The organism is Streptomyces sennicomposti, from assembly GCF_019890635.1.
Classification (GTDB): Bacteria; Actinomycetota; Actinomycetes; order Streptomycetales; family Streptomycetaceae; genus Streptomyces; species Streptomyces sennicomposti.
In genome coordinates this window covers 1-23221 of the sequence record NZ_JAIOAB010000054.1, presented here as the reverse complement: position 1 = coordinate 23221, position 23221 = coordinate 1, and the positions used below count along the sequence as shown (strand labels likewise).

Here is a 23221-nt window from a genome sequence, read left to right as displayed (position 1 = left end):
CTATCGCTCCTGCGGGGTGACCCGTCATGAGCCGTATGTGTACAAAACCGGGGGTGAAACTTTGACGTTCTGCACAGGGAGCACGGGGCGCGGGGTGTCCTAGGGGTACGGGTGGTGCGGGTGCCCACGGGGTGCGCCCGTGTACGGGTACCCACGGGCGGGTCCGTGTACGGGTGCCCGCGGGTGTGCGGCCGTGTACGGGTGCCCGCGGGCGGGTCCGTCGCGCGGGCGGGCTCAGGCGGCCAGGCGCTGCGCCTCGGCGACCGCTTCCCGGAGGGTGTCCACCACCGGCACGCCGGCCCGCTCCAGGCTGGCCCGGCTGTGCGAGCCGCCGGTGTACAGCACCGCCAGCGCCCCCGCGTGCCGGGCGGCCACGGCGTCGTCGGCGGCGTCGCCGATCACCACCGTGCGCGCCGGGCTCACCCGCTCGGCCAGGGCGCCGAGGTGGCGCACCATGTGCTCGGCCTTGCTGCCGCCGGACGGTCCGGTGCGCCCGTCCACGCGTATGAAGTGCGTCTCGATGCCGAAGCCCCGCACCAGCGGGACCAGGTCCTCATGGCCGTACATGCTCAGGATCGACTGGCTGTGGCCGGCCGACGTCCAGCCCGTGAGCAGGTCCACCGCGCCCTCGGCGAGCGTGCAGCGGGTGCGGTGCTCGGTGTAGTGCCGGTGGAAGGCCTCGTCCATCAGTTCCCACTCGGCGTCGGTGGGCAGTCTGCCCATCAGCCGCTCGTAGAACTTCGGGATCGGCACGCAGTACAGCGTGCGGTACCGCTCCAGCGTGATCGGCGCGAGGCCGATCTCGGCGAAGGCGGCGTTCGTCGCGCCGATCACCGCGTCGTTGTCGTGGAACAGCGTGCCGTTCCAGTCCCAGACGATGTGCGCCCCCGACGGCGTCCCCGTTCCCGAAACCGAGTGCATCCCCATGCCGTCCAACGTACTCGCAGCCACTGACAGTCAGGAGTCCTCGCGCGCGGCGACGAGGCCGGCGATCTCCTGGGTGGCGAACCAGAGCAGGTCGTGCTCCTCGGCCGCGTCCACGGCGGCCTGCGCCTTCTCGTCCCCGCCGTCCGCCGCCGCGAGGGCCGCCGCGGCGGCGGCCACCTCGGTCCCGGCGTCGCCGGAGTCGACGTGCACGGCGGCCGCCTTGGCCAGCGGCACGCTCCCGGCCAGCCGCACCTCGCCGGGCTCGGCGTCCGCGCCCTGAGCGGCGCTCACCGCGCCGTCCGCGACGTCGACGGCCACCACGACCCGGCGGCGCGGCGCGTCGGGCGCCGCCGCGAGCTGCCGCAGCGAGGCCAGGGCGGCCTGGGTGAGGGCGGCGTACTCCAGTTCCTCGGTGTCGTCGGAGCCGTACCAGGCGCGCAGCGCGGGGGTGACGGCGTAGGCGGCGAACGGCTCCGCGCCCAGCCGCCCGGTCCGGTGCGCCTCGGCGAGACCGGGGAGGGTCAGGGGGACGTAGACGCGCATGACGGGCCGCTTTCGTGGTCGGAGGGCTCCGGGGCGCCCGGGGGCTCTTGCGGTGCCCGGGGGCTGCGCGGGCGGGCCCGAAGCCCGCGTACGGCGGCCTCGACGGGCCGCGGCGCGCGGGGGCCACCCGGACGGCCTTCAGGATACGTGCGGGCGTCCCCGTTCGTGTCCCCGGCCGCGCTCCGCGAGACGTCCACCCGACACCTCCCGATTCACCCGTTACACACCCTTCCCGCCCTTTCGGCACGGGGGCCGTTCCGCACGCGATCACTCGGATGAGTGAAGTCGCCGGGCGCCCGGGGAGGGCCTCCGCTTCCTTGCCGGGCCGGAACCGGGTCCCGTACAAGATCCCCTGCAGGAAGTTACCGACCGGTACGGCAGGGCGTCGCAGCCCCGCCGTCGCAGAACGGGGACCCCCACTCGTGCACAAGGTCATGACCAGAGCCCAGCGCCGGCCGGGCGCCCGCCCGCCGGGCCGCCACGACGCCCGCCGCCCCGGCGGCGCCCCACCCCGCACCCCGGGCACCACCCGCCCCCCGGGCCCGCCGCGCGCATCGCTCGGCAGCCGCCCGCCGGGCCCGCCGAGCGCATCGGGCAGCAGCCGCCCGCCGGGTCCGGCCCACGCATCAGGCAGCAGCCGTCCGCCGGGTCCGCCGCGCACGCCGGCCGACAGCCGACAGCCGGGTCCGGCCCGGCCCACCACCGGGGTGCGATCGGCCCCGCACCCGGTCACCAGCGACCTCTTCGCGGACCGCCTGCTGGCCGTGCTGAGCGGCCAGCGACCGGTCCACTGGATGCTCCGGCACACCGCGGGCCGCGCCTACGACGAACTCGCCCGGCTCGCCGAACACGGCCTCCTGCGCACCCGGGGCGCCCGCCCCGTGGTCCGCGACATCGGCTACTACGAGGCCCGCCCGGACGCCCTGGAGGTCTTCGCCCGCATCGGCGCGGGCGACCAGCTCCGCGCCCTGGCCTTCCGCCTGGAACAGGGCAAGGACCACCGCTGGCGCTGCACAGCGATCGAACTGGGCACCCCCCGCCCCTGACCCTGCCCACGTCCGCCCGCACCCCCAGAAACGCCACGGACGGACGCAGCGGCCCCATCCCCTCGTAGCTGCGGGCATACGTGCCGCTGAGGCGGCACGGGCGGGCACAGCAGCCCGCTCTCCGTAGCCGCGGGCAGTCGTGCCCCTGGGGCGGCACAGGCGGGCACAGCGGCCCGCTCCCCGTAGCTGCGGGCAGTCGTGCCCCTGGGGCGGCACAGGCGGGCGCAGCAGCCCGCTCTCCGTAGCCGCGGGCAGTCGTGCCGCTGAGGCAGCACGGGCGGGCACAGCAGCCCGCTCTCCGTAGCTGCGGGCAGTCGTGCCGCTAGGGCGGCACGGGTGGGCGCAGCGGCACCCCCGCGCGGGGCCAGCGCCCCCACCCCGCCGCACCCGCCTCCGGCCACCGGACCACCTCCGGCCGCCGGACCACCGACGGGCACCGGAAGTGACCACCGCCGGCGCCGGAAGCGACCTCCGCACCCCCAGGAAGCCGCCGCCGGCACCACGCACGCACAACGAAAGGGCCGGGCGTCCACAAGACACCCGGCCCATTCAGGCCGCGCCCCCAGCGGAGCGCGCCCTCACTTCTTCCGACGCCGCCCGGCCTTCGCCTGCTTGCGCCGCTCGGCCCGAGTCAGCCCGTCCGACTCCGACCGCACAGGCTCGTCGTCACTGGCGAACTCGCCCTCGACGACACCGCCCTCACCGTCCACCGTGGGAGCGGAGAAGTGCAGCTCCCGCCGCTGCGGAGCATCCAGCCCCTTCGCCCGGATCTCCGGCCGCGCACCGGCCTGCGCCGGCACCGCGTCCTGCGGCGCCTTGTCCAGGGACGGCGCGGCGTCCTCCACCGGCACCTCCTCGACCTGCTGCTCGACCTGGACCTCCAGGTTGAACAGGTAGCCGACGGACTCCTCCTTGATGCCGTCCATCATCGCGGAGAACATGTCGAAGCCCTCGCGCTGGTACTCGACCAGCGGGTCCTTCTGGGCCATCGCGCGCAGCCCGATGCCCTCCTGGAGGTAGTCCATCTCGTAGAGGTGCTCGCGCCACTTGCGGTCCAGGACCGACAGCACGACCCGCCGCTCCAGCTCCCGCATGATCTCCGAGCCGAGCTGCGCCTCACGCGCCTCGTACTGCTCGCGGATGTCGTCCTTGATGGACTCGGCGATGAACTCGGCCGTCAGGCCCGCGCGGTCGCCGGCCGCCTCCTCCAGCTCCTCCACGGTGACCTTCACCGGGTACAGCTGCTTGAAGGCGCCCCACAGCCGGTCCAGGTCCCAGTCCTCCGGGAAGCCCTCGGCGGTCTCGGCGGCGACGTAGGCGTCGATGGTGTCGTCCATGAAGTGCTGCACCTGCTCGTGCAGGTCCTCGCCCTCCAGGACGCGGCGCCGCTCGCCGTAGATGACCTCGCGCTGGCGGTTGAGGACCTCGTCGTACTTCAGGACGTTCTTACGGGTCTCGAAGTTCTGCGTCTCGACCTGCGACTGCGCGGAGGCGATCGCGCGCGTGACCATCTTGTTCTCGATCGGCACGTCGTCAGGGACGTTCGCCATCGACATCACGCGCTCGACCATCTGCGCCTTGAACAGCCGCATGAGGTCGTCGCCGAGGGAGAGGTAGAAGCGGGACTCGCCCGGGTCGCCCTGACGGCCGGAGCGGCCGCGCAGCTGGTTGTCGATCCGGCGCGACTCGTGCCGCTCGGTGCCCAGGACGTAGAGGCCGCCGAGCTTCTCGACCTCCTCCTTCTCCGCCTTGACGGCCGCCTCGGCCTTCTCCAGCGCGGCGGGCAGGGCCGCGGCCCACTCCTCGATGTGCTCCTCGGGGTCGAGGCCGCGCTGGCGCAGCTCCGCCTCGGCGAGGTCCTCGGGGTTGCCGCCGAGCTTGATGTCGGTGCCGCGGCCGGCCATGTTGGTCGCGACCGTCACGGCGCCCTTGCGGCCGGCCTGCGCGACGATCTGCGCCTCGCGCTCGTGGTGCTTGGCGTTGAGCACCTCGTGCTGGATGCCGCGCTTGCTGAGCTGCTGCGAGAGGTACTCGGACTTCTCGACCGAGGTGGTGCCGACCAGGATCGGCTGCCCCTTCTCGTGCTTCTCGGCGATGTCGTCCACGACCGCCTCGAACTTGGCGATCTCGGTGCGGTAGATCAGGTCCGACTGGTCCTTGCGGATCATCGGCTTGTTCGTCGGGATCGGGACCACGCCGAGCTTGTAGATCTGGTGGAACTCGGCGGCCTCGGTCATCGCCGTACCGGTCATGCCGGAGAGCTTGTTGTACAGGCGGAAGAAGTTCTGCAGGGTGATCGTCGCGAGCGTCTGGTTCTCGTCCTTGATGTCCACCCCTTCCTTCGCCTCGATCGCCTGGTGCATGCCCTCGTTGTAGCGGCGGCCGGCGAGGATACGGCCGGTGTGCTCGTCGACGATCATGACCTCGCCGTCGATGACGACGTAGTCCTTGTCCTTCTTGAACAGTTCCTTGGCCTTGATGGCGTTGTTCAGGTAGCCCACGAGCGGGGTGTTCACCGACTCGTAGAGGTTGTCGATGCCCAGCCAGTCCTCGACCTTGGCGACGCCGGACTCGTGGATGGCGACGGTGCGCTTCTTCTCGTCGACGTCGTAGTCGCCGGTCTCCTCGACGCCCTTGAGCGGGTTGCCCGCCTCGCCCTTCTTCAGCCGGGTGACCAGCTTGGCGAAGTCGCCGTACCACTTGGTGGCCTGGTCGGCCGGGCCGGAGATGATCAGCGGCGTACGGGCCTCGTCGACCAGGATGGAGTCGACCTCGTCCACGATGGCGAAGTTGTGCCCGCGCTGCACCAGCTCGTCCTTCGACCAGGCCATGTTGTCGCGCAGGTAGTCGAAGCCGAACTCGTTGTTCGTGCCGTAGGTGATGTCGCAGGCGTACTGCTCGCGGCGCTGGGCCGGGGTCATGTTGGCGAGGATGCAGCCGACGCTCAGGCCCAGGAACCGGTGGACGCGGCCCATCATCTCGGAGTCGCGCTCGGCCAGGTAGTCGTTGACCGTGACGATGTGGACGCCGTCGCCGGAGAGCGCGTTGAGGTACGCGGGCAGCGTGCCGACGAGCGTCTTGCCCTCACCGGTCTTCATCTCGGCGACATAGCCGAGGTGCAGGGCGGCGCCGCCCATCAGCTGCACGTCGTAGTGGCGCTGGCCGAGGACGCGCTTTGCGGCCTCGCGGACGGTGGCGAACGCCTCGGGCAGCAGGTCGTCCAGGCTCTCTCCGTCGGCGTAGCGCTGCTTGTACTCGTCGGTGAGGGCGCGCAGCTCGGCGTCGGAGAGGCCGACGAAGTCCTCTTCGATGGAGTTCACCTGGCCCGCGATGCGGTGCAGCTTGCGCAGGATCTTGCCTTCGCCTGCACGCATGATCTTCGAGAGGACGGACACGGGGGTTGGTCTCCTTGCCGGTCGGGCCTGGGACGGTCGGTTTCCATTTGACTGACTGAGCAACGGCCATGGTATGCGAGGACCCCGCCACGCCGGGAGGGCCTGCCGCGACGGCACGCGTCCACTGCTGTGCATCGCCTTCACAGAGGACAACGGACCAGGGCCGCCGATGGTGCCGCCCCGCCGCCACGAATCGCGCGATCGGTGACCGTCCGCGCACGCTCCGTGAAAGAACCCGCGCACGCCCCGTGAGTCCCGCGAGTCCCGCGAGTCCCACCAAAGGAATAGCGCCGGCGCGCGCCGCCCGCGCACAATCGGCCGATGGAACCCGTCGTGCTCACCACCGACCGCCTCCTGCTGCGCACCGTCGGCCCCGCCGACACCGACGCCGTGTACGCCGCCGCGCAGGACCCGGACATCCAGCGCTGGACCACCGTCCCCTCCCCTTATCTGTACGAGCACGCGCGCGGATTCGTCGAGCGGCAGGTCCCCGACGGCTGGGCCGACGGCTCGATGTGCACCTTCGGCCTGTTCCTGCGCCACGGGGAACTGCGCCACGGGGAACTGCCGCACGGGGAGCCGCCGCACGAGGACCTGCCGCACGGGGAGCTGACCGGCATGCTCGGCGTCACGATGCGCTCCCTGGGGACGGCCGAGATCGGCTTCTGGGCGGTCAAGGAGCACCGGGGCAACGGCTACGTCGCCGAGGCCGCCGGCGCCGTCGCCCGCTGGACCTTCACCCGCCTCGGCGTCGACCGCCTGGAGTGGCGCGCCGAGGTCGGCAACCGGGCCTCGCGCGCGGTGGCCGAACGGGCCGGCTTCACCGTGGAGGGCACGCTGCGCGCCGCGCTCAACAACAAGGGGGTGCTGCGGGACTGCTGGGTGGGCTCCCTGCTCCCCTCCGACCTGAGCCTCGCCTCGACGGCGCCGTACCTCCCCGCGCGCGGGTGAGCGGACGGGGCGGCGGTCTCCCGCGCGCGTGCGCATGCGCGGCCGGGGCGGCGGTTTCCGCAGGTAGGCCCCCGCTGTCAGTGCCGACGCCTATCGTGCGGAGGCATGACCTCGCTCCCGCGCCCCACCACCGACCTCTCGGCGGACGAAGCCCGCCGGATCGCTCTGCGCGCCCAGGGTTTCCTCGGCGCTCCCGACCGGCGCTCGGGTGTCCGGGGCGTGCTGCGCCACCTCGGCGCGGTCCAGCTCGACACCATCTCGGTCCTCGCCCGCTCCCACGAGCTGATCCCCTACGCCCGGCTCGGCGCGGTGGGCCGCAAGGCCGTCGACCGCGCCTACTGGACCGACACCCACGCGTTCGAGTACTGGTCGCACGCCGCGTGCATCCTGCCCATCGAGGAGTGGCCGCACTTCGCCTTCCGCCGCCGCGCCTACCGCAGCCGCCCGCACTGGAACCACGAACTGCCCGAGGGCGCCTACGACCAGGTGATCAAGCAGCTGCGCGCCGAGGGCCCGCTGACCGCCACCGAGCTGGGCGGGGCCAAGAAGACCAGCGACTGGTGGGACTGGTCCGGCGCCAAGGTCGCCGTCGAGCGCGCCCTGATGTACGGCGAGGTGGTCTGCGTCGAGCGGCGCGGCTGGAAGCGGGTCTACGACCTCGCCGAGCGCGCCGTCCCGGCCGAGCTGCTGCACGACGAGCTGGACGACGCCGAGTGCCTGCGCCGGCTGGTGCGGCTGGCCGGCCAGTCCCTCGGCGTGGGCACGCGCGCGGACATCGCCGACTACCACCGTCTCAAGGGCGAGCAGGTCGACGCGGTGATCGCGGACTCGGGCCTGGTCCCGGTGACGGTCGAGGGGTGGTCCAAGCCGGCCTGGGCGGACCCGGCGGCCCTGGCGACGCCTCCGCGCGGCCGGCACCGCACCACGCTGCTGTCACCGTTCGACTCCCTGGTGTGGGAGCGGGCGCGCACCGAGCGGATCTTCGGCTTCACCCACCGCCTGGAGGCCTACGTCCCCAAGCCGAAGCGGGTCTACGGCTACTTCGCGATGCCGGTGCTGGCCGGTGGCCGGCTCGTCGGCCGGGTGGACCCCGCCCGCGAGGGCCGCACGCTGGTGGCCCGCCAGGTCACCCTGGACGGCGCCCGCGCCGTGCCGTCCGTCGCGCAGGCGCTGATCGAGGCGGCGAGCTGGGTGGACTGCACGGACGTACGCGTCGAACGCGTGGACGCCCCCGAACTGCGCGAGCCCCTCGTGCGGGAACTCACCCGCGCCCTGGCCTGAGCGGCCCGAGCCCGAGAGGGACGGGGCCGGGGGTTTCCCCGGGTCAGCGGATCTCGAGGATCTTCTCGCGCATCGCGTAGACGACCGCTTCCATCCTGGAGTGCAGTTGCAGCTTCTCCAGGATGTTGCGGACGTGGTTCTTCACGGTGTTCTCCGAGATGAACAGCTCCTTGGCGATGTCCCGGTTGTTCATCCCGGTGGCGACGAGCTTGAGGACCTCCAGCTCGCGGTCGGTCAGCCGCGGCGCGGGCACCAGACGGCGCTCGTCGGTGCGCTGGATCATCGACTTGAACTCGGTGAGCAGCTTGGACGCCATGGAGGGGCTGATCTGCGACTGGCCGTCGGCCACCGCGCGGATGGCGGTGGCCACCTCGTCGGTGGAGATCTCCTTGAGGAGATAGCCGGTGGCGCCCGCCTTGATGGCGTCGTAGAGGTCGGCCTCCTCGTCGCTGATCGTCAGCATGATGATCTTCGCGCTGGGGGCGACCTCCTTGATCGAGGTGCACGCCTCGATCCCGCCGCGCTTGGGCATCCGCACGTCCATCAGCACGATGTCGGGCAGCAGGTCGGCGGCCTTGTCGACGGCCTCGGCGCCGTCGCCCGCCTCGCCGACGACCTGGATGTCCTCCTCGGCGGCGAGCACGATCTCCAGGCCGCGGCGGAAGAGGGCGTGGTCGTCCACGACGAGGACCCTGATCGGTTCGGCGCGGGACGCGTCCGGGTCCGGGCCCGTTCCGGCGACGCCGTCGGCGTCCTCGTCCGCCGGCGGTCCGAAGCTGTCCGTCATCGTTGTTCCTCCCCCTGAGGCAGTGGCCGGGTGTGCGGTGCCGTGGCCAACCCAAGGCAACGGCCCAGCGGTTGGGCCGTTGCGGCCATGATTCCATGTCCGGTCGGCGCGGCGGTGACCAAGCCGGGGCGCGAACGGGGCGCGTAGGGGTCGCACACCGGTGCCCCTGGGGGCGCACGCGCGCTCCAGGGGCACCGCTCGGCTGTCGGCCGGGTGGGTCCGGCCGGGATCAGCCGCGATCGGCCGGGGTCAGCCGCCCAGCGTCCCGCCCGCCTCGGGCGAGGGCTCCTCGGCGACCATCGTGTCCGTCCTGAGGTGGATCACGCCGTAGTCGTAGGCGTGCCGCCGGTAGACGACGCTGGGTTCCTTGGTCTCGGAGTCGACGAACAGATAGAAGTCGTGCCCGACCAGCTCCATCTCGTAGAGAGCCTGGTCGAGGGTCATCGGAGAAGCGACGTGGGTCTTCTCGCGGACGACGAGGGGGCCGTCCCCCTGCACCTCCAGCGAGCCGACCTTCTTGGTGGGCACCTGGCCCGTCTCGTCCGGGCCGACGACCAGACCGTCGCCGGTCAGCGTCGCCGCGCCCGGGACGTGGTCGGCCACCTCGGCCGCCGGGATCCGGCGCGCGCCGCGGCGCGAGAACCGCTTGTCGTGCTGCTTGCGCAGCCGGGCGCCCAGCTTCTCCGCGGCCATGTCGAGCGCCGCGTACGGATCACTGGCCGCTGCCTCCGCCCGGATCACCGGACCGCGGGAGCGGAGCGTGATCTCCACTCGGTCGGACCGGTCGGCCTGTCGGGGGTTGGGCTCCTTGGACACCTCGACGTCGAGGCTGATCACCTTGCCATCGAGCTTCTGGATCTTCTCCAGGTTCAGCTTCTCGGCCACGTGCTTGCGGAACCGCTCGGGCACCTCGGTCTTGCGGCCCTTGACGACGATGTCCACGCAGAACTCCGTTCCCGGATCGCTCCGCTTCGACGGCGGAGCATCTCCCTTTCGCACCCGGTTCCGGTCAGGCCCGGAACCTCGGACTCGGTGACGTCCACCTCCTCCTCCCCCGCGGGCGAGATCTCCACCCTGCCGGCGGGCGATTGCGGAAAACGAACCCGCGAACACGCACCACGGCATTCCGATATGACGGGAGCGGCCTGCGCCATTCCCTCACAACCGAACATATCTCGCTCGGACGGATGGCGTCACCCTCTACTGCGGCGTACCTCCGTTCAGGTGAATTACCCCTGTCATTACCTGCAACGACGCAAGATCGCAGTTAGTTCCGGCCTATTTCGAAGGAATCCGGCGAGGACGCGACGACGGCCGCGCAGATCACTTCATCTGCGCCGTTCGTACCCGTCATTTCCGATGCGTCATACATCCTGTTGCCCTCCTCCTCTCGCCGTGTTCCCGAGTTCCGTAGCCCCATCCCTTCCCGGGCTCGCGCCAAGTACACGGCCGACCTCACCGCCCGCGCCGCCTCCGTCAGCGAGGCGCCCGTCGTCATCAGGTCGTCCACCAGGACGACCGGTCCCGCCCGCAGCAGCCGGACACCGCCCGGGGCCACCTCCAGCGCGCCGGCGAGGTTGGCCAGCCGCTGCCGGGAGTCCAGTCCCGACTGGTCGGCCACGGCACGCCGCTGCCGCAGCACCGCCGGGACCCTGGCCGGCGTCCCCGTCCGGCGCAGCCCGGCCGCCGCGGCGAGCGCGATCCGCCGCGCCGGATCGTGCCCCCGCGCCCGCACGGCGCGCCGCGCCGACGGCACGGGCACCAGCAGCACGGGCCGCCCGCCCCGTTCGAGCCCGGCCCGCCGCAGCCCTGTTCGCACCGCGCCCGCCAGGGCCGCGCCCAGCGGGGCCGCGAGGGCCAGCGCGCCGCGCTCCTTGTGGGCGAGGAGCACGGCGCGCACCTCGTCCGCGTACGGAGCGGCCGCGTGCACAACGGGCAGCCCGGCCGGCTCCGGCGCCGGCCGCACCCGACGCGGCGCGGACCCGCCGAGGACGGCACGGCACCGGGGACACAGCACCGTGCGCGGCCTGCCGCACCCCGCGCACTCGGCCGGCAGCACCAGGTCGGTGAAGTCCTGCCACCACCCGCGCACGGATCCACTGTGCCGACGCCGCACCGCCCCGGCCACCCCTGTGGAAAACCCGCCCCGAGCACCTGTGGAAAACTCCGTCCACGCCGACCGGTGCCTCACTCACACGAGTGAAGCGCCCCCGCGGAGGACCTCACCGGCGCAGAAAAGTCACCCCGGGCGCGAGACGCCCCCAGGCACAAAACCCGGGGAGCACGCCTCCCGGGCACAAGAACCGGCGCCCGGCAAACGCCCCCGGACACGCAAGCCCTCACCCCGGACACGCAAGCCCTGACCCCGGATACAAGCCCTCACCCCGGATAGACGGGCGCCGCCCCCTCCTTGAGCACCTTCTGCCACTGCGCCCCGGCCGGCAGCCGGACGATGCCGTCCGCCGACGAGTACGCCACCAGCGGCAGCCGCTCGTCCTCGGACGCGGCGAGCTTCTGCACACCCGTGAGCGCGGCCGGCGTCGGCCCCTCCGGCGTCGAGCCGTCGACCTGGACGTACCGCATCGTCTGCACGCCGCCCTGCTCCTGTCCGGCCACCACGAGCCGGCTGTCGCCCGCCCACGACATGGCGGTCACGTCCTCCAGCTCGGGCGCGGCGGGCCGCAGCTCCAGCACCGACACCACCGGCCGGCCCCCGCTCTCGTCGCGCTCGATCCGGCCGACGACCAGGGAACTGTTGCCGTCCTCGTGCTGGACGACCAGCGCTATGCGCACCCCGTCGGCGGCCACCCGCACGGCGTCGATGCGCCCGTCCAGGCCGGGCGCCTTCACCTCCAGCGGAGACCCCGCGCCCTGCTCCAGCACCAGCAGGCGCGGCCGGGCCGGATCGCGGTCGGCGATCCACAGATCACCGCGCGCGTCCCAGCTCGGTGCGGTCAGCCGGTCGTCCTCGGTCTTCCCCTGGCTCCGCAGCACGGGGTCGCCGAGCGGGCCGCCCGACACCAGCGAGCCGACGAACAGCGACCTGCTGTCGAAGCCGACCCCGGCGGCGGTGCGCTCGTCCCACGACACGGCCGCCGAGCTGAGCTTCTGCACGCCCTCGCCCAGCGCGCCCGGCACCGGCTCGGCGCCCGTGCCGGAGCCGGCGCCCGGCATCCGTACCAGCCGGCGCTTCTCGTCGAGGAAGTACAGGTACTCGGGCCGCTTCTCGGCGCCGCGCGCGGCGACCGCCCGCGCCTGGTCCTCGCCGAGCGCGCACAGCGTCTGCCCGTCCGCGCCCTGCAGCGTCACCGCGTCCACGGTCGGGGTCAGGCTCTGCAGCGTGAACAGCAGCTGCGTCGCCATCTCCGAGCACCGCGCGTCGCCGACCTTGGCCGCCGTCACGTTCAGCGGCACTGTCAGCCGGTTCTGGTCGTCGGGCGACAGGGCGGTCACGCCCTTGCGCAGCGCCGTACCGGACGGGAAGCTCGAGCGGACCACCGGCCGCAGCCAGTGCGTGGGCCCGGTCAGGACCGAACGCACCGTCTGCGTCATCGCGTCCACCCGGCGGCGCACGAAGACGGGGTCGGCGACGGCCGCCACCGGCGTCCCCGCCGCGGCCTCGGCGCCGGAGGCGGTGTTGGAGGCGAAGTAGTACTTGTTGACGGACATGTAGTTGCGCTGGAAGTCCGACTGGCCCATGACGACGCCCTGCGGCGGCGCGTCGATGCGCCACTGGTCGGTCTTCTTGTCCCGGGTCAGGTGCACCGCCTGCGCGTAGTGCCCGTCCAGCGGCGCGTACGACTGCTGGCGGTCCACCCGGGCCACCTTGCTGCCGGTCAGCGTGACCGCGTAGTCGCCGGCGTCCTCGCGCCCGGTGGAGCGTTCGGTGCGGATGTCCGGCCCGTTGGCGAGCACGGTCGTGGACTCCTCCGGGTCCCACTGCCGCGAGGCGGCCGTGGTCAGATACTGGCGCGCCGTCGCGTAGGTGGGATCGTCGCTGGTCAGCGCCTCCAGAAAGCCCTGCACGATCTCCGCGGGCGGGGCGTCCTCGCGCGGCGGCATGGCGAACACGCGCACCTCGGCGTCCTGCCGCTGGGTGGACTCCACATTGCGCAGGTCCCCGCTGTCGGGCATCGAGGCGCACCCGGCCAGCAGGACCGTCCCACAGGCGGCGTACGCCACCGCGCGCATCGGCCGACGCCGCGCGCCCCCCTCGCGCTCAGCGCCCACGAAATGCCTCCCCTTGCTGTCTCGCGTCCCGCGCCCCGGCTCCCTCCGGGTCCGCGGGGCCGCCCGCGCCGTGCTCCTTCGCCGTGCCCGGGCCGGTCACCGTGTCCACGCCGCCGGTCACCGTGTCCACGCCGGTCGCCGTGTCCACGCCTGCCGCCCTGTCCGGGCCGGCCGCCGTCTCGGGCCGCCGGCCGCCGGAGGCGGGCCGGGGCACCACGCGCGCGCCGTTGCCGGGCAGCGCCGTCGGGTCGGCGGTGGGCGCCGGTCCGGCCGGGCGGGCCGCTATCGGGCCCCGGCCCGCCGCCGTCCGCTCGCCGGTCTGCTGCACCGGTACGGTGGCCGGCTTGCCGCCGCCCTGCGAGGCGCCGTCGCCGACGCCCCGGTTGCGGCGCGAGTCCTTGGGTTCGAGCGGGATCGGCGAGCCGCGCAGCGGTTCGTCCGCCGTCCTCGGCAGCGTCAGCCGGAACTGCGAGCCGCCGCCCGGCTCGCCCCACGCCTGCAGCCAGCCGCCGTGCAGCCGGGCGTCCTCCAGGGCGATGGACAGGCCGAGGCCCGTACCGCCGGTGGTACGCGCGCGTGCCGGGTCGGCGCGCCAGAAGCGGCTGAAGACGCGGGTCGCCTCGCCCGGCTTGAGTCCGACGCCGTAGTCGCGAACCGCGACGGCGACCGCGCCGCCCGCCGCGGCGAGCTTGACGACGACGTCCCGGCCCTCGCCGTGCTCGACGGCGTTGACGACGAGGTTGCGCAGGACGCGCTCCACGCGGCGTGCGTCGGCCTCGGCGACCACGGGCTGCTGGTCGCCGACGACGCGGATCACGGTGCCCTTGCGTTCGGCGAGCGGTTCGGCGCCGCTGACCACCCGCCGTACGACCTCGCGCAGATCGATCGGCTCGGCGTCCAGCGCCGCCGCGCCCGCGTCGAAGCGGCTGATCTCCAGCAGGTCGGCGAGCAGCGACTCGAACCGGTCCACCTGGTCGAGGAGGAGTTCCGCCGAACGGGCGGTGACCGGGTCGAAGTCCTCGCGCGCCTCGTGGATGACGTCGGCGGCCATCCGCACGGTCGTCAGCGGCGTCCGCAGCTCGTGCGAGACGTCGGAGACGAAGCGGCGCTGCATCCGCGACAGGTCCTCCAGCTGGTTGATCTTCAGCTGGAGGTTCTGCGCCATCTTGTTGAAGGCCTCGCCGAGCCGGGCGATGTCGTCCTCGCCGGTGACCTTCATCCGCTCCTGGAGCCGCCCGGCCGACAGCCGCTCGGCGATCCCGGCGGCCATCCGCACGGGGGTGACGACCTGGCGCACCACGAGCCAGGCGATGGCGCCGAGCAGGACGACGACGAACAGGCCCGCCGTCGCCAAGGTGCCCTTGACCAGGCTGAGCGACTTCTCCTCCTGGCTGAGCGGGAAGAGGTAGTACAGCTGGTACGGGTCGCCGTTGGGGTCGTTGACCTGCTTGCCGATGACCAGCGCGGGCTGCGGCTTCTTGTCGGTGTCCTTGTAGACGATGCGGGTGTAGCTCTGCGCGGCGGTCATGCTGCCGTTGATCCGCGCCCGCAGGTCCTCGGGGACGCTCGCGGTGGGGTCCACCCGGCCGGAGGCGCGCGGGCCGCGCCCGCCGGTGCCGTCGTCGGTGGGGAGCGTGACGACGTCGAAGGCGCCCTGGCCGCCGCTGGAGAGCGAGGAGACCAGCTCGCTCATCCAGGAGATGAGGTTCTGGGAGGCGCGGCCGTCGCCCGGGGCGTCGTCGCCGGCGGTGCCGGACGCGGCCTCGTCGGCCTTCTGCTTGGCGACCGCGAAGCCTCCGGTGGCCTGGCTCTGCGACGCCTTCACCTTGGCGTCCAGCAGTCCGTTGCGCACCTGGCCGATCACGACGAAGCCGAGCAGCAGGACCACGCCGAGCGACATCAGCAGCGTGGTGGCGACGACCTTGAGCTGGATGTTGCGCCGCCACAGCCGCATGACCGGCAGCAGCGGCCGGCGCACCCAGCGTATGAGCAGGCGCAGCACCGGGCTGCCCTGCACGCCTCCGTGCAGCAGCCCGCCCTCCAGGAGGCGTCCCCAGCGGGAGCCCGCACCCGTACGGCCGACAGGCCGCCCCGTGCGGGTTCCGGACCGTCCGGACGCCGAAGCGGCACTGTCCCCGGGCATGTCAGCTCGGCCCGGCCTTGTAGCCGACACCACGGACGGTCACCACGATCTCGGGCTTCTCCGGGTCCTTCTCGACCTTGGAGCGCAGCCGCTGGACGTGCACGTTGACCAGGCGGGTGTCCGCCGCGTGGCGGTAGCCCCACACCTGCTCCAGGAGCACCTCGCGGGTGAACACCTGCCACGGCTTGCGGGCGAGGGCCACCAGCAGGTCGAACTCCAGCGGGGTCAGCGCGATGGACTGCCCGTCCCGCTTCACGGAGTGCCCGGCCACGTCGATGACGAGGTCGCCGATGGCCAGCTGCTCCGGTGCCGGCTCCTCGGACCTGCGCAGCCGCGCCCGGATACGGGCGACCAGCTCCTTGGGCTTGAACGGCTTCACGATGTAGTCGTCGGCGCCGGACTCCAGGCCCACGACGACGTCGACGGTGTCGCTCTTGGCCGTCAGCATCACGATCGGCACGCCGGACTCGGCCCGGATCAGGCGGCACACCTCGATGCCGTCCCGGCCGGGCAGCATCAGGTCCAGCAGCACCAGATCGGGCTTCGCCTCCCGGAAAGCGGCCAGCGCCTTGTCGCCGTCGGCTACGAAAGACGGCTCGAAACCTTCACCACGCAGCACGATCCCGAGCATCTCGGCCAGTGCGGTGTCGTCGTCGACGACAAGGACTCGTCCCTTCATGAACGACATCATCCCATTCTCATAACGGCTGCGAAGATCCAGGTGAGGCAGCTCACTGGCCTGTGACGATAGTCGTACGGAGCCGTCACTGTCTGCCCTCGACCGGAGAACACCCCCGCGGACCGCCCCCGCGGACCGTCACGGAACCGGCCACCGCCCCCTCACTCGGCCCCCGCCTGCCGCGACCGTGCGCACAGTTCGGCGAGTCCCTTTCCGGTCACCGGCGACAGCGCGCCCTCCTCGGTGACGATCGCGGTCACCAGTTCGGGCGGGGTGACGTCGAACGCCGGGTTGTACGCCTGCGTGCCCAGCGGCGCCACCGGGATGCCGCTGCCCGCCCCCGTCGCCGGCATCTGGGGCGCGATCAGCTCGGTCACCTCGTACCCGGGCCGCTGCTCCACCTCGATGGACCCCGCGTCCGGGGTGTCCAGGTCCACCGTCGTCACCGGGGCCACCACGACGAACGGCACGTGGTGGTAGCGGGCGAGCACCGCCAGCGGGTACGTGCCCACCTTGTTGGCCACCGAGCCGTCCGCCGCGATCCGGTCCGCGCCCACCAGCACCGCGTCCACCTCGCCGGCCGCGAACAGCGACCCGGCCGCGTTGTCGGTGAGCAGCGTGTACGCCAGGTCGTTGCGGGCCGCCTCGTACGCGGTCAGCCGGGCGCCCTGGAACAGCGGCCGGGTCTCGTCCACCCACAGCCGGCGCAGCCGCCCGGTGCGGTGCGCGGCGAGCGCCACCGCGAACGCCGTGCCCTCACCGCCCGACACCAGCGACCCGGTGTTGCAGTGGGTGAGGACGCGGTGCCCGCCGCCGGGCAGCAGCTCGTCCAGCAGCGCCAGCCCGTGCTCGGCCATCCGGGCGCTGGCCCGGGCGTCCTCCTGGTGCAGCTGCCGTGCCGCGGCCAGCGCCGCCGGGGCGGCCTGCCGCGGATCGCCGGTCCGTTCGAGCGCGGCCCGGTAGGCGGACCGCGCCCGGCGCACCCCGACCGACAGGTTCACCGCCGTGGGCCGGGCCCCGGCCAGCGCGGCGGCGGCGTCGTCCACGTCGAAGCCCCGGGCGGCGGCGAGCGCGACCCCGTAGGCCCCGGCGATGCCGAGCAGCGGCGCCCCGCGCACGGCCAGGGTCCGGATCGCCTCGACCAGCGCGGGCGCGTCCGTGCACACCAGCTCGACCTCTTCGGCGGGCAGCCTGGTCTGGTCGAGGAGCACCACGACCGGACCCTCGGGCGGCTCCTCCCAGCGGATGGCCGGGGAACCCGCCGGCCGATTGTCCTCACGAGTCTGCGCGTACTGATCAGCCATGCCGTCAGTCTTCCCCGTATCCCCCGGACAATAGAAGCGCCACAGCCCCTACCGCTGCCGGTCACCCGAAGACCACCCCATGGCACGATGGCAGCCAACCTGCCGCCGCGACCGCGGACGGGCACCGTGAAGGAGCGACGATGAACGACACTCCGGGCTGGTCCTCGCCCGGATCGGCCCCGTCCGACGACCAGCGTCCCGGCACGCCCGGACCTGGCGACGCCGCCGACCGCCCCGCTCCCGCGCAGCCCGCGGACCGGCCGGGCACGCCCCCGGCGGGCCCCGGCGTGAAGTGGTCCAAGGAACAGCCGCCCGCGGGCCAGTGGTCCGCGCCCACCGGCGCCCCGGCCGACCGCTCCCCCGGCGCCACCGGCCAGACCCCGCCGCCTCCGCCGCCCCCGCCCCCCGGCTGGGGCACGCCCCCCGCGGGCGGCCCCGGAGGCTACGGCCCCCCGCCCGGCCCCGGAGGCTACGGCGGCTATGGCGCACCGGGCGGCTACGGCGGCGGCCCCGGAGGCTGGGGCGGCCCCGGCTACGGCGGCTACGGCGCCTGGGGAGGCGGCTGGGGCGGCCCGCCGCCCGCGGCCAAGCCCGGCGTGATCCCGCTGCGTCCGCTCGGCGTGGGCGAGATACTCGACGGCGCCGTCTCCACCATGCGCACCTACTGGCGCACCGTCCTCGGCATCTCCCTCGCCGTCGCGGTCGTCACCCAGATCGTCCTCATCCTGGTACAGCGCCTGGTCCTCGGCAGCGCCGGCACGGACGCACTCGACGACCCGAACGCCTCCACCGGCGAACTGCTGCGCGCCATGCGCAGCGCGGCGCTCGGCTCCGGCGTCGTCTTCCTGGTCACCCTGGTCGGCACCGTCCTGGCCACCGCGCTGCTCACCACGGTCACCAGCCGCGCCGTCCTCGGCAAGCAGATCACCGTCGCCGAGGCCTGGCGCGACTCGCGCCCGCGGATCCTCAAGCTGTTCGGGCTGATCCTCCTCCTGCTGCTCATCGCCGTCGGCGTCTTCGCCGTCGGCCTGGTGCCCGGCGTCCTCGTGAGCGTGTCCGGATCGCCCGTCGCGGGCACCGGCATCGCCGTCCTGGGCGTCCTGGGCTCCGGCGTGGTCGCGATCTGGCTGGCGGTCCGCTTCTCCCTGGCCTCGCCCGCGCTGATGCTGGAGAAGCAGGGCGTCAAGAAGGCGATGAGCCGCTCGGCCAAGCTGGTCAAGGGCGCCTGGTGGCGGGTCTTCGGCATCCAGCTGCTGGCCGCCCTCATCGCCGGCATCGTCTCCGCGGTGATCGCCATCCCGTTCGGCCTCGTCGGCGCGGCGATGACCGACGAGGGCGTCTCCGGCGTCCTGAACGGCACCGGCAACATCAGCTGGACCTACCTCCTGGTCAGCGGGGTCGGCGCGGTGATCGGCTCCATGATCAAGTTCCCGATCAGCGCCGGCGTCACCGTGCTCCTCTACATCGACCAGCGCATCCGCCGCGAGGCCCTCGACCTCGAACTGGCCCGCGCGGCGGGCGTCCAGAACCCCGGCGCACCCGCCTCGGGGAGCTGATGCCGTGAACTCGCCGGGGGGAGTTCTCACCGCGCTGCCCACCCTCGGGCACGCGGCACGCCAAGCCGTACGACCACTGCTGTCCGCCCGCGCCGACACCCTGCTCGGCCGGGCGCGCGCCGACGGGGAACCCCCCGTCACCCTCCCGCGCGACCCCGCGCGGGAGGCGGCCCGGCGCGAGCTGTCCAAGCGGATGTACCACGAGAACGACCCCGGCCTGCTGCAACGCGCCCTCGACCACCTCTGGGACTGGATCGGCGAACTGTTCGGCTCGGCGTCGGCCGCGACACCCGGCGGCGCCACCGGCCTCGTCGTCGTCATCGTGGCCGTCCTCGCCGTGCTCGGCGCCCTGTGGTGGCGGCTCGGCAGCCCGCGCCGCGGGCCCGTCTCCGCCGCCGCCCTGTTCGACGACCGCCCCCGCAGCGCCGCCGACCATCGCGCCGCCGCCGAGGCGCACGCCGCCCAGGGCCACTGGAGCCAGGCCCTCCAGGAACGCATGCGCGCCGTCGTCCGCTCCCTGGAGGAACGCGCCCTCCTCGACACCCGCCCCGGCCGCACCGCCGACGAGGCCGCCGCGGAAGCCGGCCGCACCCTGCCCGGCCACACCGACCGCCTGCACGCCGCCGCCCGCGACTTCGACGACGTCACATATGGCGGCCGCACCGCCACAGAGGAGTCGTACCGGCGCATCGCCGCACTCGACCAGGAACTCGAACGCACCCGCCCCCAGCTCGACGGCGACGACCGCGCCCCGGCCCCCCACGCCCACCAGGGAGCCGCCGGATGACCGCCCCCACCACCACCGAGGCGCCCGCCACCCCCGCGACCACCTCCGTCGCCCCCACCGCCCGCCAGACCTGGACCCGCGCGCGCGGCATCGTCCTCGCCCTCGTCCTGCTGGTCGCGGGCGCCCTCGCCGTGGCCGTACTGCGCTCGAACGACCAGCACGGCCGCCTCGACCCGCGCTCCGCCGACCCCTACGGCAGCCGCGCCGTCGCCGCCGTCCTCGCCGACCACGGCGTGGGCACCCGCGTGGTCACCACCCTCGACGAGGCCCGCGCCGCCGCCGGCCCGGACACCACCCTCCTGATCGCCGCCCCCGACCTGCTCACCCGCACCCAGCAGACCCGGCTGCACACGGCGACCGCCCCCGCCGGCGGACGCACCGTCCTCGTCGCACCCGACACCCCCTCCGTCGGCCGTCTCGCCCCCGGCGTCACCGCCGACCCCGCACCGAGCTTCGACACCGCGCTCGCCCCCGACTGCGCTCTGCCCGCCGCCCGACGCGCGGGCCGGGCGGAGACCGGCGGCATCCGCTACTCCACCACCGCGCCCGACGCCGACGCCTGCTACCCCTACGACGACCTGCCCACCCTGCTGCGCCTCCCGCAGGCCCGGGGCGGCGACACCGTCGTCCTCGGCGCGCCCGACATCCTCTACAACGACCGCCTCGACCAGCAGGGCAACGCCTCGCTCGCCCTGCAGCTCCTCGGCTCGCGCCCCCATCTCGTCTGGTACCTCCCCTCCCTCACCGACGACTCGGCCGCCCCCGACACCGGCCAACGCGGCTTCTTCGACCTGCTCCCCTCCGGCTGGCTGTGGGGCACCCTCCAGCTGTTCATCGCCGCCGCCCTGGCCGCCCTGTGGCGCTCCCGCCGGTTCGGCCCCCTCGTCCTGGAAAAACTCCCCGTCGCGATCCGCGCCTCCGAGACCGTCGAAGGCCGCGCCCGCCTCTACCGCAAGGTGAACGCCCGCGACCGCGCCGCCACCGCGCTGCGCACCACCACCCGCACCCGCCTCGCCCCCCTCGTCGGCGTCCCCGCCCCCCAGGCGCACTCGCCCGAGACCCTGCTGCCCGCGCTGTCCGCCCACCTCGACGGCGACGCACAGCCCCTGCACGACCTCCTCTTCGGCCCGCCGCCCGGCGACGACGCGGCCCTCGTCTCCCTCGCCGACCGACTCGACGCCCTCGAAAGAGAGGTACGCCGTCCATGATGGACCCGACCACTGACAACGCCGGGCACCCCGGGGACGCGGCCGCCGCCCGGTCCGCGCTCGAAGGCCTGCGCGCCGAGATCGCCAAGGCCGTGGTCGGCCAGGACCCCGCCGTGACCGGCCTCGTCGTCGCCCTGCTGTGCCGCGGCCACGTCCTGCTCGAAGGCGTCCCCGGAGTCGCCAAGACGCTCCTCGTCCGCACCCTCGCCGCCGCCCTCGAACTCGACACCAAGCGCGTCCAGTTCACCCCCGACCTGATGCCCAGCGACGTCACCGGCTCCCTCGTCTACGACGCCCGCACCGCCGCCTTCTCCTTCCAGCCCGGCCCGGTCTTCACCAACCTCCTGCTCGCCGACGAGATCAACCGCACCCCGCCCAAGACCCAGTCCTCGCTGCTGGAGGCCATGGAGGAACGCCAGGTCACCGTCGACGGCACCCCGCGCGCCCTCCCCGACCCCTTCCTCGTCATCGCCACCCAGAACCCCGTCGAGTACGAGGGCACCTACCCCCTGCCCGAAGCCCAGCTGGACCGCTTCCTGCTCAAACTGACCATCCCCCTGCCCTCCCGGCAGGACGAGATCGACGTCCTCACCCGCCACGCCGCCGGCTTCGACCCGCGCGACCTGCACGCCGCCGGCGTACACCCCGCGGCCGGACCCGCCGACCTCGACGCGGCCCGCGCGGCGATCGCCAAGACCACCGTCTCCCCCGAGATCGCCGCCTACGTCGTCGACCTCTGCCGCGCCACCCGCGAATCGCCGTCCCTCACCCTCGGCGTCTCCCCGCGCGGCGCCACCGCCCTGCTGTCCACCTCCCGCGCCTGGGCCTGGCTGACCGGCCGCGACTACGTCATCCCCGACGACGTCAAGGCCCTCGCCCTGCCCACCCTGCGCCACCGCGTGCAGCTGCGCCCCGAGGCGGAGATGGAGGGCGTGACCGCCGACTCGGTGATCAACGCGATCCTCGCCCACGTCCCGGTCCCCCGCTGATGGCCCTCACCGGACGCACCGCGCTCCTCGCGGCCCTCGGCGCCCTCCCCGTCGGCATCTGGGACGCCGGCTGGACCGGCGTCCTCGCCGTCAACGCACCTCTGGCCCTCGCCTGCGCCTGCGACTACGCCCTCGCGGCCCCCGTACGCCGCCTCGGCCTGACCCGCTCCGGCGACACCTCGGCCCGTCTGGGCGAGACCGCCGACGTCACCCTCACGGTCACCAACACCACCCGCCGCCCGCTGCGGGCGGAACTGCGCGACGCCTGGCCGCCGAGCAGCTGGCAGCCCGGCACCGAGACGACGGCCTCCCGCCACCGCCTGACGGTGCCGCAGGGCGAACGCCGCCGCCTCACCACCCGGCTGCGCCCCACCCGCCGCGGCGACCGCCAGGCCGACCGCGTCACCATCCGCTCCTACGGCCCCCTCGGCCTCGTCTCCCGCCAGGGCGCCCACGAAGTCCCCTGGACGGTACGGGTCCTGCCGCCGTTCACCAGCCGCAAGCATCTGCCGTCCAAACTCGCCCGGCTGCGCGAACTCGACGGCCGCACCAGCGTCCTCACCCGCGGCGAGGGCACCGAGTTCGACAGCCTGCGCGAGTACGTTCCCGGCGACGACACCCGTTCCATCGACTGGCGCGCCACCGCCCGCCAGACCACGGTCGCCGTGCGCACCTGGCGTCCCGAACGCGACCGGCACATCCTGCTGGTCCTCGACACCGGCCGCACCTCCGCCGGCCGCGTGGGCGACGCGCCCCGCCTGGACGCGGCCATGGACGCCGCGCTGCTCCTCGCGGCCCTCGCCGCACGCGCCGGCGACCGCGTCGACCTGCTCGCCTACGACCGCCGGGTACGCGCCCTGGTCCAGGGCCGCACCGCGAACAACCTTCTGCCGTCCCTGGTCGACACACTGGCGACGCTGGAGCCGGAACTCGTCGAGACGGACGCCCGGGGCCTGACGGCCACCGCACTGCGCACGGCGCCACGCCGCTCGCTGATCGTCCTCCTCACCAGCCTGGACCCGGCGCCCGTCGAAGAAGGCCTGCTGCCCGTACTCCCTCAACTGACCAAACGCCATACGGTGCTGGTCGCCTCGGTAGCCGACCCGCACGTCGCGGAGATGGCCAAGGCCCGGGGCGACGTGGACGCGGTCTACGAAGCGGCGGCAGCGGCCCGCTCCCAGACGGAACGCCGGCGCACCGCCGAGCAGCTTCGCCGGCACGGGGTGACGGTCGTGGACGCGACGCCGGACGACCTGGCACCCGCCCTGGCGGACGCCTATCTCGCTCTCAAGGCAGCCGGCCGGCTCTGAATCCGTGAGCCTGTGCACCTCTGAGAAGGGGTCTTCGACCCCTGAAACGCAGAAAACCCCGCACCATACGGTGCGGGGTTTTCCC

At 73.6% G+C, this 23221-nt stretch carries 18 protein-coding genes; 8 read left to right on the top strand and 10 right to left on the bottom strand.

Features of this window, described 5'->3' with window-relative positions:
- Positions 1–234 precede the first annotated feature (234 nt).
- Positions 235–921, bottom strand: coding sequence for an HAD family hydrolase (locus K7787_RS24665; protein WP_009188927.1), 687 nt, complete (start codon positions 919–921; stop codon positions 235–237).
- A 36-nt stretch (positions 922–957) separates the two neighbouring features.
- Positions 958–1470, bottom strand: coding sequence for a DUF6912 family protein (locus K7787_RS24660; protein ID WP_009188928.1), 513 nt, complete (start codon positions 1468–1470; stop codon positions 958–960).
- 422 nt (positions 1471–1892) lie between these two features.
- Here K7787_RS24660 and K7787_RS24655 point away from each other — a divergent pair, with 422 nt between their 5' ends.
- Positions 1893–2516, top strand: coding sequence for an Rv3235 family protein (locus K7787_RS24655; RefSeq protein ID WP_223002987.1), 624 nt, complete (start codon positions 1893–1895; stop codon positions 2514–2516).
- 578 nt (positions 2517–3094) lie between these two features.
- On the opposite strand, the gene secA is transcribed toward K7787_RS24655, so the two are convergent.
- Positions 3095–5911 (bottom strand): preprotein translocase subunit SecA, encoded by a 2817-nt coding sequence (gene secA, locus K7787_RS24650; RefSeq protein WP_009188930.1) that lies wholly within the window; start codon positions 5909–5911, stop codon positions 3095–3097.
- 321 nt (positions 5912–6232) lie between these two features.
- On the opposite strand from secA, the gene K7787_RS24645 reads away from it, so the two are divergent.
- Complete coding sequence (locus tag K7787_RS24645; RefSeq protein WP_223002986.1) at positions 6233–6862, top strand: GNAT family N-acetyltransferase; 630 nt, start codon at positions 6233–6235, stop codon at positions 6860–6862.
- Between the two features lie 105 nt (positions 6863–6967).
- Positions 6968–8143, top strand: a complete 1176-nt coding sequence (locus K7787_RS24640) for a winged helix-turn-helix domain-containing protein (protein WP_164388104.1) — start codon at positions 6968–6970, stop codon at positions 8141–8143.
- A gap of 43 nt (positions 8144–8186) precedes the next feature.
- Here K7787_RS24640 and K7787_RS24635 read toward each other — a convergent pair whose 3' ends face one another.
- From K7787_RS24635 to mtnA, 7 genes are all read right to left on the bottom strand, one after another.
- Positions 8187–8930 carry a response regulator gene (locus K7787_RS24635; RefSeq protein WP_019984333.1) on the bottom strand — a complete coding sequence of 248 codons (744 nt, stop codon included), beginning with the start codon at positions 8928–8930 and terminating at the stop codon, positions 8187–8189.
- Between the two features lie 249 nt (positions 8931–9179).
- Entirely contained in the window at positions 9180–9872 is a 693-nt protein-coding gene (hpf, locus tag K7787_RS24630; RefSeq protein WP_043260901.1) for a ribosome hibernation-promoting factor, HPF/YfiA family, read from the bottom strand.
- Between the two features lie 325 nt (positions 9873–10197).
- Complete coding sequence (locus K7787_RS24625; RefSeq protein WP_223002985.1) at positions 10198–11022, bottom strand: ComF family protein; 825 nt, start codon at positions 11020–11022, stop codon at positions 10198–10200.
- A gap of 287 nt (positions 11023–11309) precedes the next feature.
- Positions 11310–13160, bottom strand: coding sequence for an LpqB family beta-propeller domain-containing protein (locus K7787_RS24620; RefSeq protein WP_223002984.1), 1851 nt, complete (start codon positions 13158–13160; stop codon positions 11310–11312).
- Positions 13150–15303, bottom strand: a complete 2154-nt coding sequence (gene mtrB / locus K7787_RS24615; protein ID WP_223002983.1) for an MtrAB system histidine kinase MtrB — start codon at positions 15301–15303, stop codon at positions 13150–13152. Before mtrB ends, K7787_RS24620 begins: the two co-directional genes overlap by 11 nt.
- A 1-nt stretch (position 15304) precedes the next feature.
- A complete protein-coding gene (gene mtrA / locus K7787_RS24610) occupies positions 15305–15994 on the bottom strand; it encodes a two-component system response regulator MtrA (protein WP_009188938.1) in 690 nt (229 codons plus the stop codon).
- Positions 15995–16143: 149 nt separating this feature from the next.
- The gene (mtnA, locus tag K7787_RS24605) at positions 16144–17286 is read right to left on the bottom strand and encodes an S-methyl-5-thioribose-1-phosphate isomerase (protein ID WP_223002982.1); all 1143 of its coding nucleotides are present in this window, start codon (positions 17284–17286) and stop codon (positions 16144–16146) included.
- A 140-nt stretch (positions 17287–17426) separates the two neighbouring features.
- Here mtnA and K7787_RS24600 point away from each other — a divergent pair, with 140 nt between their 5' ends.
- The 5 genes from K7787_RS24600 to K7787_RS24580 are packed head-to-tail and all read left to right on the top strand — an operon-like array spanning position 17427 to position 23136.
- Entirely contained in the window at positions 17427–18842 is a 1416-nt protein-coding gene (locus K7787_RS24600; RefSeq protein WP_223002981.1) for a glycerophosphoryl diester phosphodiesterase membrane domain-containing protein, read from the top strand.
- A 4-nt stretch (positions 18843–18846) separates the two neighbouring features.
- Positions 18847–19629, top strand: a complete 783-nt coding sequence (locus K7787_RS24595; protein WP_223002980.1) for a DUF4129 domain-containing protein — start codon at positions 18847–18849, stop codon at positions 19627–19629.
- Positions 19626–20837, top strand: a complete 1212-nt coding sequence (locus tag K7787_RS24590; protein WP_223002979.1) for a DUF4350 domain-containing protein — start codon at positions 19626–19628, stop codon at positions 20835–20837. Before K7787_RS24595 ends, K7787_RS24590 begins: the two co-directional genes overlap by 4 nt.
- On the top strand, positions 20837–21826 hold the full coding sequence (locus K7787_RS24585) for an AAA family ATPase (protein WP_223002978.1): 990 nt from the start codon (positions 20837–20839) through the stop codon (positions 21824–21826). The genes K7787_RS24590 and K7787_RS24585 overlap by 1 nt, the downstream gene beginning before the upstream one ends.
- Positions 21826–23136, top strand: a complete 1311-nt coding sequence (locus tag K7787_RS24580) for a DUF58 domain-containing protein (RefSeq protein ID WP_223002977.1) — start codon at positions 21826–21828, stop codon at positions 23134–23136. Before K7787_RS24585 ends, K7787_RS24580 begins: the two co-directional genes overlap by 1 nt.
- The last annotated feature ends 85 nt before the right edge of the window (positions 23137–23221 follow it).

Bases quoted from the DNA above. Each gene is read 5' to 3' on its own strand.
- K7787_RS24590 (WP_223002979.1), top strand. From the start codon at position 19,626: ATGACCGCCCCCACCACCACCGAGGCGCCCGCCACCCCCGCGACCACC.
- K7787_RS24585 (WP_223002978.1), top strand. From the start codon at position 20,837: ATGGACCCGACCACTGACAACGCCGGGCACCCCGGGGACGCGGCCGCC.
- K7787_RS24580 (WP_223002977.1), top strand. From the start codon at position 21,826: ATGGCCCTCACCGGACGCACCGCGCTCCTCGCGGCCCTCGGCGCCCTC.
- K7787_RS24665 (WP_009188927.1), bottom strand. From the start codon at position 921: ATGCACTCGGTTTCGGGAACGGGGACGCCGTCGGGGGCGCACATCGTC.
- K7787_RS24600 (WP_223002981.1), top strand. From the start codon at position 17,427: ATGAACGACACTCCGGGCTGGTCCTCGCCCGGATCGGCCCCGTCCGAC.
- K7787_RS24640 (WP_164388104.1), top strand. From the start codon at position 6,968: ATGACCTCGCTCCCGCGCCCCACCACCGACCTCTCGGCGGACGAAGCC.
- mtnA (WP_223002982.1), bottom strand. From the start codon at position 17,286: ATGGCTGATCAGTACGCGCAGACTCGTGAGGACAATCGGCCGGCGGGT.
- K7787_RS24660 (WP_009188928.1), bottom strand. From the start codon at position 1,470: ATGCGCGTCTACGTCCCCCTGACCCTCCCCGGTCTCGCCGAGGCGCAC.
- K7787_RS24635 (WP_019984333.1), bottom strand. From the start codon at position 8,930: ATGACGGACAGCTTCGGACCGCCGGCGGACGAGGACGCCGACGGCGTC.
- mtrA (WP_009188938.1), bottom strand. From the start codon at position 15,994: ATGATGTCGTTCATGAAGGGACGAGTCCTTGTCGTCGACGACGACACC.
- K7787_RS24645 (WP_223002986.1), top strand. From the start codon at position 6,233: ATGGAACCCGTCGTGCTCACCACCGACCGCCTCCTGCTGCGCACCGTC.
- mtrB (WP_223002983.1), bottom strand. From the start codon at position 15,303: ATGCCCGGGGACAGTGCCGCTTCGGCGTCCGGACGGTCCGGAACCCGC.